The organism is Paenibacillus sp. JT22N12 (assembly GCF_056269365.1).
On sequence record NZ_JBWDNU010000001.1, the window covers coordinates 688,059 to 706,089 of the forward strand.

Annotated in this window: 17 protein-coding genes; 3 read left to right on the plus strand and 14 right to left on the minus strand. The window is 50.9% G+C overall.

Features of this window, described 5'->3' with window-relative positions:
- Nucleotides 1-16: 16 nt before the first annotated feature.
- From AC0YOA_RS02855 to AC0YOA_RS02885, 7 genes are all read right to left on the minus strand, one after another.
- On the minus strand, nt 17-1,162 hold the full coding sequence (locus tag AC0YOA_RS02855; RefSeq protein WP_475785313.1) for an efflux RND transporter periplasmic adaptor subunit: 1,146 nt from the start codon (nt 1,160-1,162) through the stop codon (nt 17-19).
- 45 nt (nt 1,163-1,207) lie between these two features.
- Nucleotides 1,208-2,086: a carbohydrate ABC transporter permease gene (locus AC0YOA_RS02860; protein WP_475785314.1), complete on the minus strand. Its 879-nt coding sequence runs from the start codon at nt 2,084-2,086 to the stop codon at nt 1,208-1,210.
- Nucleotides 2,087-2,100: 14 nt separating this feature from the next.
- Nucleotides 2,101-2,982, minus strand: a complete 882-nt coding sequence (locus tag AC0YOA_RS02865) for a carbohydrate ABC transporter permease (RefSeq protein ID WP_475785315.1) — start codon at nt 2,980-2,982, stop codon at nt 2,101-2,103.
- Nucleotides 2,983-3,093: 111 nt separating this feature from the next.
- Nucleotides 3,094-4,524: an ABC transporter substrate-binding protein gene (locus AC0YOA_RS02870; RefSeq protein WP_475785316.1), complete on the minus strand. Its 1,431-nt coding sequence runs from the start codon at nt 4,522-4,524 to the stop codon at nt 3,094-3,096.
- Nucleotides 4,525-4,779: 255 nt separating this feature from the next.
- Nucleotides 4,780-5,775, minus strand: a complete 996-nt coding sequence (locus AC0YOA_RS02875; protein ID WP_475785317.1) for an acrylyl-CoA reductase family protein — start codon at nt 5,773-5,775, stop codon at nt 4,780-4,782.
- 212 nt (nt 5,776-5,987) lie between these two features.
- Nucleotides 5,988-6,836 (minus strand): oxidoreductase, encoded by an 849-nt coding sequence (locus AC0YOA_RS02880; protein WP_475785318.1) that lies wholly within the window; start codon nt 6,834-6,836, stop codon nt 5,988-5,990.
- Nucleotides 6,837-7,303: 467 nt separating this feature from the next.
- A complete protein-coding gene (locus AC0YOA_RS02885) occupies nt 7,304-7,666 on the minus strand; it encodes a winged helix-turn-helix transcriptional regulator (protein ID WP_475785319.1) in 363 nt (120 codons plus the stop codon).
- Nucleotides 7,667-7,862: 196 nt separating this feature from the next.
- Here AC0YOA_RS02885 and AC0YOA_RS02890 point away from each other — a divergent pair, with 196 nt between their 5' ends.
- Nucleotides 7,863-9,287, plus strand: coding sequence for an MFS transporter (locus tag AC0YOA_RS02890; RefSeq protein WP_475785320.1), 1,425 nt, complete (start codon nt 7,863-7,865; stop codon nt 9,285-9,287).
- Nucleotides 9,288-9,393: 106 nt separating this feature from the next.
- The gene (locus tag AC0YOA_RS02895) at nt 9,394-10,056 is read left to right on the plus strand and encodes an NAD(P)H-dependent oxidoreductase (protein WP_475785321.1); all 663 of its coding nucleotides are present in this window, start codon (nt 9,394-9,396) and stop codon (nt 10,054-10,056) included.
- A 12-nt stretch (nt 10,057-10,068) separates the two neighbouring features.
- Here the strand turns inward: AC0YOA_RS02895 and AC0YOA_RS02900 are convergent, their stop codons facing one another.
- From AC0YOA_RS02900 to AC0YOA_RS02925, 6 genes are all read right to left on the minus strand, one after another.
- Nucleotides 10,069-10,269, minus strand: a complete 201-nt coding sequence (locus tag AC0YOA_RS02900; RefSeq protein WP_475785322.1) for a CLC_0170 family protein — start codon at nt 10,267-10,269, stop codon at nt 10,069-10,071.
- Nucleotides 10,270-10,279: 10 nt separating this feature from the next.
- Nucleotides 10,280-11,518, minus strand: a complete 1,239-nt coding sequence (locus AC0YOA_RS02905; protein WP_475785323.1) for a Ger(x)C family spore germination protein — start codon at nt 11,516-11,518, stop codon at nt 10,280-10,282.
- Entirely contained in the window at nt 11,515-12,609 is a 1,095-nt protein-coding gene (locus AC0YOA_RS02910; protein ID WP_475785324.1) for a GerAB/ArcD/ProY family transporter, read from the minus strand. Before AC0YOA_RS02910 ends, AC0YOA_RS02905 begins: the two co-directional genes overlap by 4 nt.
- Entirely contained in the window at nt 12,602-14,239 is a 1,638-nt protein-coding gene (locus AC0YOA_RS02915; RefSeq protein WP_475785325.1) for a spore germination protein, read from the minus strand. Before AC0YOA_RS02915 ends, AC0YOA_RS02910 begins: the two co-directional genes overlap by 8 nt.
- A 198-nt stretch (nt 14,240-14,437) precedes the next feature.
- Nucleotides 14,438-14,761 (minus strand): nuclear transport factor 2 family protein, encoded by a 324-nt coding sequence (locus tag AC0YOA_RS02920; RefSeq protein ID WP_475785326.1) that lies wholly within the window; start codon nt 14,759-14,761, stop codon nt 14,438-14,440.
- A 46-nt stretch (nt 14,762-14,807) separates the two neighbouring features.
- On the minus strand, nt 14,808-15,611 hold the full coding sequence (locus AC0YOA_RS02925; protein WP_475785788.1) for an SDR family oxidoreductase: 804 nt from the start codon (nt 15,609-15,611) through the stop codon (nt 14,808-14,810).
- 166 nt (nt 15,612-15,777) lie between these two features.
- Here AC0YOA_RS02925 and AC0YOA_RS02930 point away from each other — a divergent pair, with 166 nt between their 5' ends.
- Nucleotides 15,778-16,659 carry a LysR family transcriptional regulator gene (locus tag AC0YOA_RS02930; protein WP_475785327.1) on the plus strand — a complete coding sequence of 294 codons (882 nt, stop codon included), beginning with the start codon at nt 15,778-15,780 and terminating at the stop codon, nt 16,657-16,659.
- Nucleotides 16,660-16,700: 41 nt separating this feature from the next.
- On the opposite strand, the gene AC0YOA_RS02935 is transcribed toward AC0YOA_RS02930, so the two are convergent.
- Entirely contained in the window at nt 16,701-17,933 is a 1,233-nt protein-coding gene (locus tag AC0YOA_RS02935; RefSeq protein ID WP_475785328.1) for an MFS transporter, read from the minus strand.
- Nucleotides 17,934-18,031 lie beyond the last annotated feature (98 nt).

Genomic DNA, 18,031 nt, shown 5'->3' on the forward strand with positions numbered 1-18,031 from the left:
CTCGCCTGCCGGCTTCCTACAATCTCACTCTGCTGCCTTCCTGAATCGGCTCGCTGCTCTCAATAATGATTTGCTCCTGGTCGAACAACCCGCTCACAGCGGTTTGAAATTCATTGGAATCGGTGACCTTAACGGACCTGCGTGCTGCGTAAAAAGCGTTCCCGAGCGGCCCCTGCCGTTCTTCAACCACATAGACATACGCTCCCGAGCTGTCCTCCCGGATGGCCTGGCTTGGAACGAGCTGCGAATCATCATCCTGGCTGGATTGTGAAATATCCACCTGAATCCGCTCGCCTCCATGAAGAGACTTGTCCTGAACCTTGATCACGAGCTGGTTTGCCGCAGCGGGCGTCTGCGTTTCTCCGGAAGCGTTCTGGCCGCCATTATCCGGTACGACGGTGTCTTTAATTTCTGCGATGCTGCCCTGGATGGCCCGGTTGCCATCTTCAGAGAGCTTCGCCTCAAGCTTATCTCCAAGCTTAAGCCCGGATGCAATACCGGCGGGCAACTGCAGTTCGAATTGGAAGCCAAGACCGGTGTTGGAGAGCTGGATATCCGGACCTGCAGGAGACCCGGACAACCCTTCCATGGCGTTGACATGAGTTACGATCCCGTCGAATGGCGCTTGCAGCTGCTGATTTTCCCCTATGGTCTTCTGCAGCGCTTCCAGATGCTGCTCCTGTGTTGCGATATCGATTTGGGCGCTCTCCAGGGCGTTTTGAGCGTTAAGCTTGGCTGCCTGATCTTCACTTTGAGCAGCCTGAATATAGTTAAACTGCAGCATGCTGACTGATAGCTTCAGCTTCTTCATGGCGGCCTGCGCATCCTCCAGCTGACTCTGGGCGTCGCTGCTGTCATAGTTGACGAGCGCCTGGCCTTTATGAACCGCATCGCCTTCCTTCACCAGCACCTTGCTTACCTTCCAACCCGCCGGGTTCTGCAGGTCCGCCTCCTGTACAGGCCGGACGGTTGCATTGCCCTGATACGTATGGGCCAGATTTCCCGCCGCAGCCTGTCCGGTTATCACCTTGGGCAGCGTCAGGTTCATCAGCGTGTTGCTGTACAGGGTAACGACGATGAGCATGCCGAAAAACAGTATGGCGATCAACCGGATCCTGCGTTTGCGGGCCGCAAGCTTTTGTTCGTCAGTCTGATTGTCCACTTTCATCACTCCTAAGGCTCTCCACGGAAATCTTGATCCAATCATTTATCCTTTAATTCCAGACAGCTGCACGCCTTGAATAAAATAGGATTCAGCATACATAAACAGCAGAACCATCGGCGTCATATACAGCACGGATGCGGCGAATCCCACACCCCGCGCATTCTGATTAATCTGCGCCAGATACAGCGATAACGGCTGCTTATCCAAATCCTGCAGAAATATGATCGGCTGCTCAACCATATTCCAGTAATCGACAAACAGGAGAACCGTCAATGCGGCAAGTCCCGGCTGAACAAGCGGAAGAATAATCCGGATGAAGATGGTCAGATGCCCGGCTCCGTCCATTTTGGCCGCCTCCATGTAAGAATAGGGAATATGCGTCATAAACTGGCGCAGCATGAATACCCCGAATGCGCTGAATATTCCCGGCAGTATTATCGCAGCTGTTGTATTCAATAATCCCAGCTTCTCCACGACCATATAATTCGGAACCAGCGTGACCTGAAACGGCATGAGCATTGTCATCAGATAGACCAGAAAGAGCTTGTCCCTTCCCTTGAAGCGCAGCTTGGCGAAGGCATAGGCCGCCAGTGATGCGATTACCGTTTGGCCGGCGATAATCGGCACGACCATTCCTGCCGAATTCCAGAACATCTTCATAAACTTCGGATTCTGGATGAGCACCTGCGAGTACTGCTCGAATGAAAGCCAATCCGGAAGGATTTTTAAATTCACGAAGAGATCCTTCCCTCCCGCCGCCGCATCGATCATCTTGCCGATTAAATCATAATTCCGGCCGATCTCCTGCTCCGTCATGAGCGAATTTGTAAAGGTAAGAAGGATCGGCGCCACCGTTGCCACGGCTATGATCCCAAGCAGGAGAGTCAGCGCCAAACGGGGCAGCCACCGTGGTTTTATCATAGGCCCTCCCTCATCTACTCCATAAATTCCCGGAATCGGCGCTCTACCGAGAGCAGCACCGTCACCAGCAGGACGATGCATCCCACCATGAGCGCGGCGGCTGCGGTCAGGCGCTGGATATCCAGTGTAAAAAACATATTGTTCATATAATGCTGCAGCATATAAATGCGGTCGTAGGGATAATCGCCTGCAAGCAGGTAGGTCTCCCGGAACACCTTGAAGGAATTGATAATCGAGATTAATAATACGAAGAACAGGGTCGGCGTCAAATAAACGAGCGTAATATGAAACAGCTGCCGCAGCTTGCCTGCCCCTTCAATGCGGGCGGTCTCGTAGTAATCCTGCGGGATCGACTGCAGCCCGGCCAGAAACAGGATCATATCGTAGCCGATATTTTTCCAGATATACATAATCACCAGCACCACCATGGACCCGTCCGATTTCAGCCAATCGATCCTTCCCCAGTGGAGACCGTTCATCCAGGCATTCAGGCTTCCGTTCCAGTCGAACAGGATCTGCCAGATCATAACGACGGAAGCAACCGGCACAACCAGCGGCAGAATAAAGGCGGTCTGGAGCCAGTTGCGCAGCCAGACGCGCTGATTGAGCAGCACAGCCAGAATCAGGGACAGCGCGAGTAGAAGCGGGACGCTCACGCCGGTGAATAGAAGCGTATTGCCGGCCGCTTTGCGGAACGAGCCGCTGGCGAGCAGCTCTTTGTAGTTGTCGAAACCGACAAAAGAACCGCCGATCGTCTGGTCTGTGAACGAATAATAGATGCCAATGGCGAACGGGATCACGAAGAATACGGCAAACCCGGCCAGGCTGGGAGCCAGAAACAGAAGCGCGGCCATCCCGTCCCTGCGCAGCAAACGGGGAAGCCGGAGCCTATTCATCGGGCTCCCCATCCGACACCGCAGCCGCGCTGGCAGCAGTGATGAACTTCTTGATGCTCGCTTTCTTCATAATGTCGCTTCCTCCTTATCGTTGATTTGGCCGCCTGCAGCTTATTCATTCAGATACAGCACAACCTTGTTCTGAATCAGCTTGGCGACATCCTCCGCCGACTTCTGACCGCTGAAGAAAGCTTGGCATTCTTCTGTGACAATCTCATCGATTCTGGATGGTTTGCCAAGGGAGTGCACCGCCTCCGTCACACTGGCTTTCAACTCATCAAGCCGATCAACCATCGTGCTGTCGGGCTTGATCGCAGAACTTTCCGCCGGGCCATTCTTGTAGGCTTGAACCCCCTCGTCCCGAAGCTGCTTGATTTGTTTGTCGTATGCGCTTTTGTTGATGGGAAAACCGCTGCTGCCCGAGGCATTGCCGGGAATCGAATTGGCCTCCTCGGACAAGAAGAAATGGATGAAATCCCAGGCTTCCTTCTTGACGGACGAGCTTGCGCTGATGCCAAGAGTCTGGCGGGCCATAAAATAGCCTCCATCTCCCATTTCCTGCGCATGCGGCTTGGTATAAAACTTCGCCTGTGAGGCATAGGCCTCCAATACGTACAGATAATCCGCCGGTGACTGAATCTGAGCTTCTTCGAAGTATGTTTTTTTAATATTTTTACGGCCGCCGGCAAGCGCATCATAGACCACGCCTTCGTCGAACATGGCCTTAACCTGCTTCATCAATCCGGTAAACGATGCCGAATCGAAGCTCGCCTGGCCATTCGCTTCATCCACGAACAGACCGTAGTTCTCGGAAACCATCTCGGTCAGCATATAATCCGGGGAACTGCCGAATGCATGCTCATACCCGCCTTTTTGGGATAATTGCTTCGCCATTTCGGCAAATTCGCTCCATGACCAGTTCTGGTCGTTCACCTGCTCGCCGGCCTTCACCAGCGCGCCCTCATCCCCGATCAATCCGCTGAGATAGAAAGATAACGGCATGGCGTAAAGCCCTCCATTAATCTGCGAGTTATCGAGGATATTGGCGAAATAATCTTCCTTCCTGAATGTTGGATCCTGCTGCATCAAGCCGCTCAGATTCACCAGCAGGTTCCGGTTCACATATTTCTCCGTGGGCAGCAAATCCATTTCAATCAGGTCAGGTCCTTTGCCGGCAAGCATGGCCGTGTTCGCAGCGGCAACGAATTTCTCTTGATCTGCCAGCTGCTTATCGGGATCATTGACATCGGTTTGTGCGACCTGCAGATCAATCTCGATATTGGGATGGAGCGCTTCATATTTCTTCACGGCTGTTAGGATCTGCTCATTCCGGCTGTAGGTTGAGATCACAAGCTTCGCCTTTCCACTGTGCTCCGCCATTGACGGATCGTCCGCTTCCCGCTTCGTCTGTTCGCTCACAACCGTCAGTATCCCCGTTCCCTGAGGCGGAGTTGGCCCCTCTATACCGGAATTTCCGCTGCTGCAGGCAGCTGGAATGAATAGAACAAGGCAGCTTACGATCCATAGTCCTTTTATGTTCATAACGCCCCTCTCCTCCTTGTCCAGATCAAGGCTTTCTCTTGCGACCTGCTAAATGTAAAACATAGATGTTAAAATAACTTCTCCGATTTATGTACAAATTGTATCCAAACTCAAATGCTCAGGAATAAGGGAAGCCCGAGGCGGATTCTCCCCGGGCAGCAAAAAATCCGAAAGACGCCGCTTCACGAGCAAAGCGGCATTCTTCCGGATTCATGACGGATTTCGTTTGTAAATGAGTTTTGGAACAGCCAGGCATCAGGATATGCGAACGAGCACCCTTCCCCTTGTTTGCGATTTCAGAATATCCGTCAGCGCTTGAGGCAGCTCGTTCAGCGTTATTTCCCGGTCCACGAGCTGCTCGAGCATGGCGGGCTTCAAATCCGTCCCCATCCGCTCCCAGAGCTTCTCACGAATGTCCGTGGGGCACAATACCGAATCTATTCCAAGCAAATTCACGCCCCGCAGAATAAATGGGAGCACAGTGGTCGGAACAGCCGTCCCTCCCGTCAGTCCGCTAGCGGCGACCGAACCGCCGTAAGCAATATGGCTCAAAACAGCGGCCAGCGAGCTTCCCCCCACCGGGTCTACGGCAGCCTGCCACAGCTGCTTGTCCATCGGCTTGATGCTGCCTCCGCTGTACACCGCATCCCTGTGAATAACCTCGCTTGCGCCAATGGATTTCAAATAATCCGTCTCGGCAGTCTTGCCGGAGCTTGCGGCAACCTGATATCCCAATCCGCTCAGCATGGCAATAGCCGAGCCGCCGACTCCGCCGGTCGCGCCGGTTACAAGCACCTTGCCCTTCTCCGGGGACATGCCATTCTCCTCCAGCCGCTGAATGGATAGCGCCGCTGTGAAGCCGGCGGTCCCAAAAATCATGGCCTCCCGCAAAGAAAGGCCCTCCGGCAGCGGAACGGCCCATTCTGCCGGGATACGCGCGTATTCGCTGAATCCGCCATAATGGGAAACGCCGATCCCGTAACCGGTTGCCAGCACAGGCTGTCCCTCATGAAACCTCTCATCCGCAGAGGACACAACATGCCCGGCCAAATCAATGCCGGGAATAAAAGGATACGATTTTACGACTTTTCCATCCGGGGTACCGGCAAGGCCGTCTTTATAATTCACACTGGAATAGGATACCCTGATCAGAACATCCCCTGGAGGCAAATCCTCTATTGATACCTGCTTTACCGCAACTGTGAAGGCTGCCTCATGCTCCACAAGCAGTGCCTGAAACCGTTCCGACATCCTAAAGCCCTCCTAGCTTGATCATGCGACCATGCAATCGCAATCATCCGTTATGGACCACAGGACCAGTATAGTCGATAAATGACATCTTTCACATGCTGTATGGCGCTTTCTTTTACCTTCTGCTCGAATACCCGTTCCACCTCATGAAGCTTTTGCCTGACCTAATTGAACAGGCCACCGATCTTGCCGGCAGCCTGGTTCGTTCTGCGTTAGTTGGTTGGGAAGTCCGTACTGCGAGATATACTTTCCCATGCGCTGTACTCGGCCTTCATTGCATCGAGCTTCTGCACGAGCTGTTCATAGGCTGCATTGCCCAGGATAAGCCGATGAGGCTTGTCCTCCTGCTCGACCAGCTTGATTATCACCTGCGCTATTCGCTCTGGATCGCCAGTCAAAAATGATTCCCCTTGTTTTTCCAACAAATCCTTCACGGCGCCGGATGTTTTGTCATACGCCGGATTTCGGACGCTTTGACGATTTTTTTGCATGATTCCGGTTTTCATTCCACCCGGTTCTAAGAGTAAAACCTTAATACCAAGCGGCTCTACTTCTTGCCAGAGCGCTTCCGTCAATCCTACAAGAGCGTGCTTACTTGCGCTGTAATAGCCAAGCGACGGCATAGCGACTACTCCGTTGAGAGAAGAGACGTTCACGATCGTTCCTTGTTTTCTTTCGCGCATCCCCGGGAGGACGGCACGTATGATCGAAGCAACTCCGAAAAAGTTCGTTTCAAATACGGATCGAATAGCATCGTCTTCTCCCTCTTCGATAGCGGAGCTGTACCCGATCCCTGCATTGTTTACGAGAACATCGATCTTACCGTATTTTTTCTCTGCTTCCTCAACGACTTCCAGGATCTGTTTAGAGTTGGTAACATCAAGTGCAGCGACATGGGCTGTATTCGGAAAACGATCCGCAAGCTCCTTAAGAAATTCGGGATTCCGGGCCGTCATCACGACGCGATGGCCATGATTCAGAACGGCCTCCGCCAAAACCCTTCCAACGCCGCTCGAAGTACCCGTAATAAGCCAAACGGGATTGTTAGACTGTACCTGCATATTTGAACAACCTCTTTTCAATACGTTTTATTGAGGTTCGAATGGCCTCGGTGTCCACTATAGCAGGTATGATTCCCTCCCAGAAGAAGGATATTTTTTTAAATATGCTGTAGAAAAGTAAAGTCACGCCTATTAAGCCGACTCCGTATGATTATTATTCCCTACCAATGAAGGAACTACATGATCATGGGCACCTAATCATCAGTACGAAAAGAAAAACGCCATCCCTTTCGTGGAATAGGCGTTTTTTTGACGGCCGTTCTTCTGTTCCGGTTCAAGAACTTTATACGGTTTGAGGCCAGGAGCATGACTTTATTTTTATAAAGCAAATATAAAAAAATCGCGTCCTTATGAAAAAGTTTGATCCCTGATATAGTGGACTCCAAGGCAATCGAAGCTTCGGTCGCCATCATAAACGAGAAGAGGTCATTCAGATATGTAGGAACAGATTGCAAGCCGCTTCCCTATTATTGAACAGGAGAATCCCATTCCTTTTTCCAGCGATTTATTTCTAGAAAAACTTCTGAAAAAGCTTTTCCCTTTTCGGTAATCGAATATTCGACAGTCACTGGAACGGTGGGAAATACTTGACGATTAATAATTTGATGTTCTTCCAGATTTCGTAAAGTATCGGTTAAACCTTTTGTATTCAAGTTGCCTAAATTTCTTCGTAATTGATTAAAACGCTGAGGCTCCTTTAAAAGCTCTGTTATGACTAAAAAAGTCCATTTTCCCGAAAAAAATTGTAAGACTTCGGAAATCGATTCAACGCAATCAATATCGAATTTCGACATTTCCGATTTAATCGACTCGCATTCGTTTTTTTCCAATTTTATCAACTCGCATTCATTTTTATAATAATTGGACTGAAAAATAAAGTCAGTGATCGGAATTGCAGTATAGTAAATAATGTTCGAAATGTCACTGGGAGCACCAGGAAAATTTGGTCATTTCCGCAATCGAAGAACGAGGGAACTTGTCGTGTACTCATTTTATATTACAGATAGAGAAAGGAGAGGAAGTCAAGTGAGCGATCGCATCTCCAAAGCGAATATGTTCTTGCTTATTATTGTCTGTTTTGCCCAATTTATCGAGGTCATGAACAGTACGACGGTCGTAGTCGCGCTGCCATCCATTCAAACGGCGTTTCACATGCAGACTAACGATTTGCAATGGATTGTGACTTCTTATGTCCTCACGTTTGCTTGCTTCCTGATGATCGGGGGACGAGCAAGCGATTTGCTCGGAAGAAAACGCGTATTAATGCTCGGTTTAACCGTCTTCGCGCTCGCTTCGTTGGCAGGCGCCTTGGCGATGAATCCGGTCTGGCTGATATCCAGCAGAGCCGTGCAAGGGATCGGGGCGGCTCTCTCCATCCCGGCGGCGATGTCGCTCATCAGCAATAATTTCGCGGCCGGACCGCAGCGCAACAAAGCATTGGGAATATTCGGCGCCTTAGGGTCCGGCGGGGCGGCTGCCGGATCGATCGTCGGCGGTCTGCTGACGGATTCCGCGGGCTGGAGATCGTTGTTCTATCTGAACGTTCCGCTGGGATTATTGCTCATCATCGGATTGTTGTTCATTAAAGTTAGCCCGTCGGCCAAAGCGGTGAAACAATCCGTCGATTGGCTCGGATTGATTTTCGTATTGACGGGTATTTTCGTTTTGGTCTACGGCATTTCCATGCCGGATGTCGACGGTAGCTGGCCGGCTGCGAAAATCACCCTGTTGATAATCGGGATATTGGTATTAGCCGTGTTTATTTTAATTGAAAGCTATACTAAAAATCCGTTGCTGCCGCTTCGTCTGTTCAAGTTTCGTTCACTCGTTACTTCCAATATTATCGGGTTCTTGATGTTTTCCTATACGACCGGATTCATGTATTTCTCGACCTTATACTTCCACGAGCTTGGCTATTCGTCTTTAGCTGTCGGTTTGGCATTCCTGCCGCTGGGACTGACATCGATCGTCGTAACGCAAATCACGCCATTCTTCATGCGCAAATTCGGGGCAAAAAAGGTTCTGATCATGACGCAGGCCATCAACGCGCTTGGAATGTTCTGGTTAAGCAATATGGATATGGATAAAAGTTACGCATCGTTTATTCTCCCGGCTTTTATCATTCTCGGTTTGTCGATCGGCACATCGTTTACGGCTGTTATCGTCGGTTCCGTTCAGGATGTTAAACCCGAGGAACACGGAATCGCCGGCGGCATCGTGAATACGTTCCTGCAATTGGGAGGGAGCTTGGGCTTATCTATTCTGGCGACGATCGCGACTACGGTTACCGTCTCGGCGCACAATGAACAGGCAAGCGCGGCTTTATTATCGGGTTTCCACACGGCGCTGATCGTTAGCGGCTGTTTCGCGATCATTGCCTTGATCCTTGCTTTCATGAGCGGGGGAAAGAGTCAGAATGCCGGTTCCGTTCCTCTAGAAGTGCATGTATAAAGTCGGAGAAGCGGACTTCATCCCGATAAATGGCCTCCTGCTCGTTGTATCATCTTTTCAAGAAGCCTGACAACCAAAATCGACTCACGGGAGATGAACTTAACAGATGGATATCGAGGCGAAAAAAACGGAGTTATTGTCCACATATTATTTCAGGCATGCAACCAAAGAATTCGATCAGACGAAGAAAATATCCGATGTGGATTTCCGCTTCATTCTCGAGGCAGGACGTCTTTCTCCGAGCTCGGGAGGCAATGAACCTTGGAAATTCGTCGTCGTGCAAAGTCCGGAATTCAGACGGGAACTCGCACCGCTCGTATCCGGGGCAATGCGGTCGCTGCCTACGTCGAGCCACTTCGTTATCATTTTGGCCAGAAAAGGGCTTACTCATGATTCATCTTACGTCTTGGAACAGCAAACCCAAGTAAAGGGTATGCCTATAGAAGTTTATAAAAGCATGCAGCAAGCCTACGCGCAATTCTACGAAGACCTTCATCTGGATTCCGAGCGGGCACTGCTGGACTGGTCTTCGAAGCAAACATACTTGGCGATGGGCAATATGATGACGGCGGCGGCGCATATCGGCGTCGATTCATGTCCGATCGAGGGCTTCGATATGGATGCCGTCAACGAGCTGCTCGACAAAAAAGAGCTGCTCGGAAACGACGAATTCGGCCTGAGCGTGATGACGGCGTTCGGCTACCGGTCCAGAGAGCCGGGGCGTGCCAAATCGAGACGGCCGATGGAAGACCTCGTTCAGTTCGTGTAATACCGCGTACCCTTAGCGGGTTAAATAATAAATCAGAAAACCAAGAAACACCAACGCAGCGATGACCAGATTGGACCACCCCATCACGCGGGATATCAACTGTTCTCTGGTCATCCCATCCGATTGATAAATCTTCCGGTCCACACCAAGCATGAATATTCCCGAAATCAAAAACAAACTGACGAAATAGGCAGCATGATGGATGTTCAGCATGGCGCAGCCCCTATTCTGATTTATTTTGTGCAACTAATCCAAATCTCCGCAGATCGACGTGGACATGGACATCAGCCGTAAGCTTGGCATACAGGTTCTCCCAGTCCTTCTCGCTTTTGATATTCCGGTTCCAGAAAGAGCGTTCATGGGCGCGGATCTTCTCGCCGAAACCAAACACATCCGATTTTTTCAACTGGGTCTCCTTGATCAGCTGTATGGCGCTTTTTTTAACCTCCTGCTCAAAAACACGTTCCACCTCATGAAGTTTTGCCTGGCTGTCGAAGGAACCCGCTTCTCCGATTTTCTCCTTCATGGTTGCTTCAAGCTGTATATCGATTTCCGCATGAGGTATGCCGTCGATAATTTTCACTTTAACCCGAGAAGAGCGTTTCAGTGTGTTCACCATAACGACGCCGACACCAGGCACATCAAACAGCGCAGAGTAGCCTCCCGGATTTAAGCCCATGATGCCCATATAGACACCAATCTGGATCGGTGTTGTGTAACCGACCATCTTGTCCTCATTAAAATAAGCCATGCCTTTGAGCAAAATATTTTCCTTTTGCCGTATGGACACATAGGGAAGATAGCCGTCCTGCCCCAGCTTCGATTCGGCGCTCCAGAACTTTCCAATATAATCAGTCGGGAACTTGCCCATTTGATGCGATTTCTCGATCATGGCCAGCAAATATAAGGCCGGGACCCGCTCCAGAGGCGGCGCTACATCCATTAGACGGGCTGCCTCCACGTCCGATACGAGCAGCCAGGTCGTGCGGCGCACCTGTGTTTCCCGCCGGAAATAATCGTTTAGATCCCGGAGGCCTCTCCTGGCAATGGCCTCGCTTATCACGACGATGCGAAGATGAATCAAGGTTCGGGGATCGGCAATCTGCTGCTGCAGGTTGTCCAGCGCATCATCTATGGTATAGCCGACCACTTTGACGACCCAAACAGGAAGACTGAATGAACCTTCTCCTCCGCCGGAGTCTCCGCCAGGGCCGAGCGGCACTCTGCCGGGCACGGCAATCTGCGCCGTTATGCGGATCATTTTGTCTTTGAGCGACGGGGGAACTTTGGAGTGGGTTACCATCTCATCCTTCATGTCCTCCGGGGAAGCCTCGTCGATGGCCATGGCGAGAATCAAGGCCCGGTTCTCGATCTCGATCCTGTCCCAGCATCCGGATAAAAGCACGGACAGGGCAGGCAGCACAAGGCACAGGACCAGCCAGCCTTTAACCGCTTTACTCATTGGCTGCTCTCCTTTACCCCGCGGATTAATGACAGCAGCAGCAGCAGCAAGGGATATCCTGTGGTTAATATCATGCCGTATACAAATACCAGATTTCCATAAACAAAAAATTGTCTCGTATCATGCGGAATCATAGCGATCACAAACACAATAGGGATTAGATAAGAAACAAACAGCCGGTGATCGCGGATCCGGAACAAGTCTTTGGCTGCGATGACAGAGAAATAGTAATTGGAGTATATCGTGGTGTACACGGAAACAACCCAGCCGATAATGAATATATCATCCAATCTCTCGAATGCCCCGCCAGGAATAACGGCAGATCTTGCAGCATCCAATGACGGATATGCCAGAAGTTTAGTCTCCTCAGAACCGAATAGAGCGATTGTGGTAATAATGATCATCAGATACACGATTCCGGATATAATCACTCCCCATATCGTAGATGCAAGGATTTTCCGGGGTCTGATCATATAGGGAACAAGCAGGGTCAATACGAATGCGGACTGAAACAAGGAAGCGATCGACAAGGCAGCGTACAGAACGCCAGACGGATGATTGCCAATCACCGGCAGCAGATTGACCATATCGTAATCTCTCAGCGATGTCAGGAATATCACCAAAGCAACAATAATGATGAATGGCAAATAAAAGGAATGAATAAACGAGAATTTCACGATGCTCCGCCTTGAAGAAGCGACCACCACAATCAACATGATGATGATGGACAATTCGATCGGCGTTTTGGGCAGCAGAACGGCAATGACCACTTCTCCAAAGTCCCTCGCAGACAGACCGGAACAGATAACGAAAAAAATAATAAGCAGCAAATTGAAAAACCGTGCCGGCCATTTGCCAATCAGACGTTCGCTGAACTGAATAATATTTTCCCGGGGAAACTTCCGGACAAGCAGTGCGAGGATAACCAGACTGCACATTGCCACTCCTATTGCTTCCAGCGTTAACAGGGGAGCACCGCTATCCACGGCTTTGGCTGCAAAATTCGGAAATGTTAATACGCCTACTCCGAGAATGGTGCTTGTAATGACGGTGCAGGCCCGGATCACCGTGACCGGGTAGGCATTATTCATGCTCAGACTCCTCCTTGTCGATATAATGAAGGGCATGGCTGCCAGCTACCTTGGCATGATCGCTTGGCAGCCGGTCCCGATCACCTGGTTGAAGGTAGCTCGGACGTTTGTTCATCCACCACAAAGGACCCCTGATGAGCGTATCCTTCATTGCCTGCCAATTTCCGGGAACGATCGGATACATATAAGGCACGCCGAACGATTCCAGGAAAAGAAGATGGTTCATGATTAAGATCAGCCCTGCCATGACGCCGTACAATCCGAACGTTCCTGCCAGAATGAGTATAGGAAATCTCAGCATGCGCAGGGCAATCGCGGCATTGTAGGCAGGCGTGGCAAATGACCCTATCGTCGTCAGCGCAACGATAACAATCGTGATCGGACTTGAAAATCCAGCAGATACGGCTGCTTGTCCCACGACCAGCACGCCCACGATGGACAAGGCGCCGCCGATCAACTGGGGAAGACGTATGGTGGCTTCCCGCAGCACTTCCATGGAAAGCTCGATCAGCAGCACTTCAATGACCGCTGGAAAAGGCACTCCCGCCCGGCCGCCGGCGACAGCGACGGCAAAGTCGGTAGGCAGCAGCTCCGGATTATAAGAAATAACGGCGACATAGAGAGACGGAAAAACGAGCGAAAATATAAGGGCTATAAGCCGGATCATCCTGACCAGGGTGCCCATTAGAAAACGCTCTGTATAATCATCCAAAGTCTGATAAAATTGGCTGAATATGGCTGGTACGATAAGCGCAAAAGGAGATCCGTCAACGAGTATGGCTACACGCCCTTCCAGCAGAGCCGCGGCCGTTTTATCGGGCCGTTCCGTATTTTGAATTTGCGGAAACGGCGACAGCGGATAATCCTCGATAAACTGCTCGATATATCCGGCATCCAAAATAGCGTCCGTGCTGATCTTCGAGAGCCGGCTCATGGCTTCTTCGACCAATTTGGGATCTGCTACGCCTTCCAGATAACAGACAGCGACCTGGGATTTCGCCCTGTTGCCCGTAGCGGCAAGCTTGACCCGCATATCGACGGTCAGCAGCCGTCCTCTGAGCAGATTCAGGTTCGTATCCAGCACTTCAATATAGCCTTCCCGCGCCCCTCTGATCATCATCTCCGTTTGCGGCTGCTCGATGGCTCTCTTCTCAACCTTCCTGCTTTCCAGCAGAAGCGCGTCACTGCACCCGTCGATGCAAAGCAGCGTATTTCCCAGATTGACCCCTTCCAGCATGATGCCTATCGTGTCTTCCATGGAGCACTCTGCGACATACACATAATTTTTCCAGACGAACTTGATCAGATCACGGCCCTGCAAATCGATGTTTTGCCGGTCTGCTGCCGGATTCATCAACGGTTTCATAATGTCATCGTTGATGAGAGCGGTATCTACCATCGTTGAGAAAAAAACGATAGCTGCATCGATCTGACCGGAAATTCTGAATTCACGGATGACCAAATCGTCGCTCTCGCCGAAAACTTCCCGAAACATTTCCAGCTTTTTTTCCAGCTGCTTTGCGGGTTCCTGATCCTTATATTTTTCCTTGATGCGGTCAGGAGCTGCGGAAGATGAATCATTGTTTAACTTTTTCTTATAAGATCGGTAGTGCTGCTTCCAATTTCGCAAGCTCCTGCCTCCTTCCAGTAATCAGAAATTAACCTATATTTCTTCCTGCTTTGTTATTTTGTCCAACATTATGACGGTTATGTGCAAAATCTGTATGGCCGGACACTGCCTATGCCCAAATGGTCCGGTCCCGCAAAAAAACACCCCTCATTCCTTATGGAATGAAAGGTGCAGGCTGATGAGCGGTTTGAGGATTCCTTAATTCTCCTTTATAGTTAATGAAGCGATTTTTTCATCCATCAGGGTAAAATAAAATGTAAACTGAAACGGTCCGCCGGGGAAATTCCCTTCAACCTTGGAGGTTAATACGACTTCATGGCTGGTTTGCCTGACGTCAAGGATATCAAGTCGAACCCGCGCACCGATATAATGGGTATCGCTCCATCCTTTGATTTGCTCAGGCCCGCGGAATTCACGCCCCTCGTCGGCAATAACCGCGCTTTCCGTGAAGCAGTCAAGCAAAGCGTCGATATTTTCATCATGGGTTGCCTGGATGAATGCGTCAATAGGCTTCGGCTGCATAATACCTCGTCTCCTTTTCATTATAGAGTCAGAGCATTCTGAACGGTTAGACCGTGGGAATCGTTCCGCCGTCTATGACATGCTCGCTGCCGACAATGGACGCGGCCCGGTCGGAAACGAGAAAAGCGACCAGTTCAGCCACTTCCTCGGGTCTGCCCGGGCGCCCCAGCGGAATGCCTCCAAGCGAGTCCATCAGCGTTTGCCTGGCGCCGGCAATGTCAGTACCGGCTTCCTCGGCAATCCGTTCGATCAGCCTCTCAGCGGAAGTCGTCTCAATAAATCCGGGAGCGACGGTATTGACTCGTATCCCATGAGGCGCTACCTGGTTGGACAAGCCTTTGCTGTATGTGGTCAAGGCTGCCTTGGCCGCAGCATAAGCCAGAGTCGCATTATAGAGCGGCAGTCGGCGCTGGATGGACGTAATATGAACAATAGCGCCGTACCCCTGCTCCAGCATGGAGGGGAGCAGCCCTCTGTCCAGACGGACAGCAGCGAAGAGATTATTGTTGATAGCCCGCTGCCATTCCTCGTCGCTCAGGGCAAGCGCACCTCCTGCAGGCGCCGACGAACCTCCGATATTGTTGACCAGGATATCCACGCCGCCAAGACGGTTCATGACCTCCGCAACCACTTTCTCCACGCCTTCCGCCGTACTGAGATCGGCCTGAATGAACCTGTCCTTCAATCGCGGATCATCGGGGATGGACCGGGCAGTGGTGAGAACCGTCCCTCCAGCCCGTGAAAGGCGGTTCACAATCGCTTCGCCCATGCCTTTGGTGCCGCCTGTGACCAATATGCGTTTGCCCTTGAATTCGTTATTTTCCACGGTATATTCTGTTGATGCTGTCATCATGATAGAGTCTCCTTTTCGGTTTAATACGTATTTGCCGCACTTATATCCTCCGTTAAGTATGGGGTATTGTGCGGTTATTTATATCTTAGCTTTGAATATTAAACGCGTCTAATTTATAATAATAATAAAACGCATGAATAATAATAATGAATGAGGTGACAAGGTGGAACTCACCCAGCTGGACTATTTTCTGACCGTGGCGAAACTTCAGCATATGACCAAGGCATCAGAAGCATTGTCCATTACCCAGCCTGCGCTCAGCCATGCCATATCCAAGCTCGAAACAGAATTGGGCGTTCCCTTGTTTGAGCGGAAAGGCCGGAATGTTCAGGTCAACCGGTACGGGAGCATGTTCGCCAAACGGGTGGAGCGGGCGATACAGGAAATAACAAAGGGGAAGCAGGAAATCGACGAGTGGTCCAACCCGGAGACAGGTGTGATCGGGATTGCTTATTTGAACATTCTCGGAGCAGATCTGCTGCCCAAGCTTGTCAGGGACTACCAGCTTAAACACCCGCTGGTTCGGTTTGAGTTGACGCAGGGCAACTACGAATTAATATACAATCAGCTGGACAACGGTTATTCCGATTTGATGATCACGTCCGAGCGTCCAGCCACTGATATTTATGAATGGCGGCTCATTAAGAGTCTCCCGCTCTATGCGGTTGTCTCCAACTCCCACCGGTTCGCTGACCGCGCTTCACTCAGTCTGACTGAACTGACCGGTGAGCCTTTCGTCGGGCTCGATAAAAACTGTGGACTTAAAAGCTCATTATTAACCCGGTTTCAGCATATGGGTTTCACTCTGACTGCGACCTATGACGCGGAAGATTTGACCACCGTCGCCGGGTTTGTCGCCGCAGGACTTGGAGTATCCGTTCTGCCGCGGTCTGAAGGGCTTGCGGTTAAGGGCATGGCATGGCTGCCTATCGAGGAGGAGGGGTGGATTTGGGAGGTTGGCTTATACTGGAGGAAAGACCGTTATCAATCCCCTGCGTCCAAACGTTTTATCGACTATATAGAAAGTTCTTCTTTTCAAGCTTGATCCGCGCTTGTGTGCAGCAGGATAAAACCAACAGCCCGCAACTACAGAGCAGTCGCGGGCTGTTTTTTCGTTTTCCAGGCATAGATGGCAAAAGAGAGAAATCCCATCCAGCCAAATACTGAGGCGCCATAGAGCAGGTCGGCCACAGGCAGAGAATCGGACAGATAGGTGCTCAGAAGAGGACCGATGGTGCCCCGTATGCCAAACAGCATCAGGTGAAGGCCGAACACAACGGCTTCCCTGCCCGGTGCCAGCCGGAAGACATAGGCCAGAAAGCCGATATCCCAGATTGCATCCCCCACACCTTGAATACCGCTGCCGACAAGAACGGCCGGATAATTCCCGAACAGACCATATAACAGCGGCACTATTGAAAAAGCGGCAAACCCGAACGCCACCGTATGCTTCGCCGATAACCGGTCAATAACGACGCCGACCACGAAGTAAGTAATGAGCAGGCAGCTGAAATAGGATACGCGGGCAAGTCCGATTTCCGTATTGGTCAGTTCAAGCTGCTTGACTTGAATGATCTGATAGAGCGGCATGGCCAGTATATTGCCAAACCCTGTGAAGGTGCAGGCCAGAAAGAACATGGCAAGCTCGCGGTTATGCCTGATCAGCTGCAGCTGATCCCTGAGCGAGGAGCGTTTGACGGACAACGCCTTGACAGGCGCCGTTTTCTTGGCCCGGACGCGGGTGAATACCAGAATGGAGACTACTCCGGCTGCGGCGGCAAATAACAAAGGCCCGCGCGGCCCGGATGCATCTGTCCAGCTCCCGACCACGAAAGCAAGCGGAATCATCAGAACCCCCATCGCTACCCGGACATTGCCCATCAGCTTCCCGCGATGCCGGGGAGGATACATCCGGACAATCAGCGAAGCGTAAGCCGGGGACTGTATGCCCATCATCAGCTGAAACAGCAGTGCTACCGCCACATACACGACCGGAACCCCAAAAAAAGCAGGCAGTACGATCAGTGCTCTTCCGATTAAATTGGGAATGACCATAAAAGGCTTGGGATTTGACCGTTCAATCCATCCTGCCCATATCGGCGAGAACAGCAGACCGATCGCAGGCGAGGCTGACAGAAGCCCGACCTGAATATTGCTTGCGCCTTCCTGAATCGCCATAGGCACATAAAATTGGTTAAACACCACATTAAAAAAGCTGAACAGAACGGAAGCGCCGGCATCGTAACAGAAATTATGCCATGCACGGGGTCCTAATTGAAGCCTGAGGTTGTTGAAGTATGATTTGAAACCCATGCCCATTGGTGGTCAACTTACCTTTCGTCTATCATAATCAATAGTCAGCATAGCGGCGGTCATAAAGCAGCCAATACGGCTATTATACCACCTTGCAGATACGG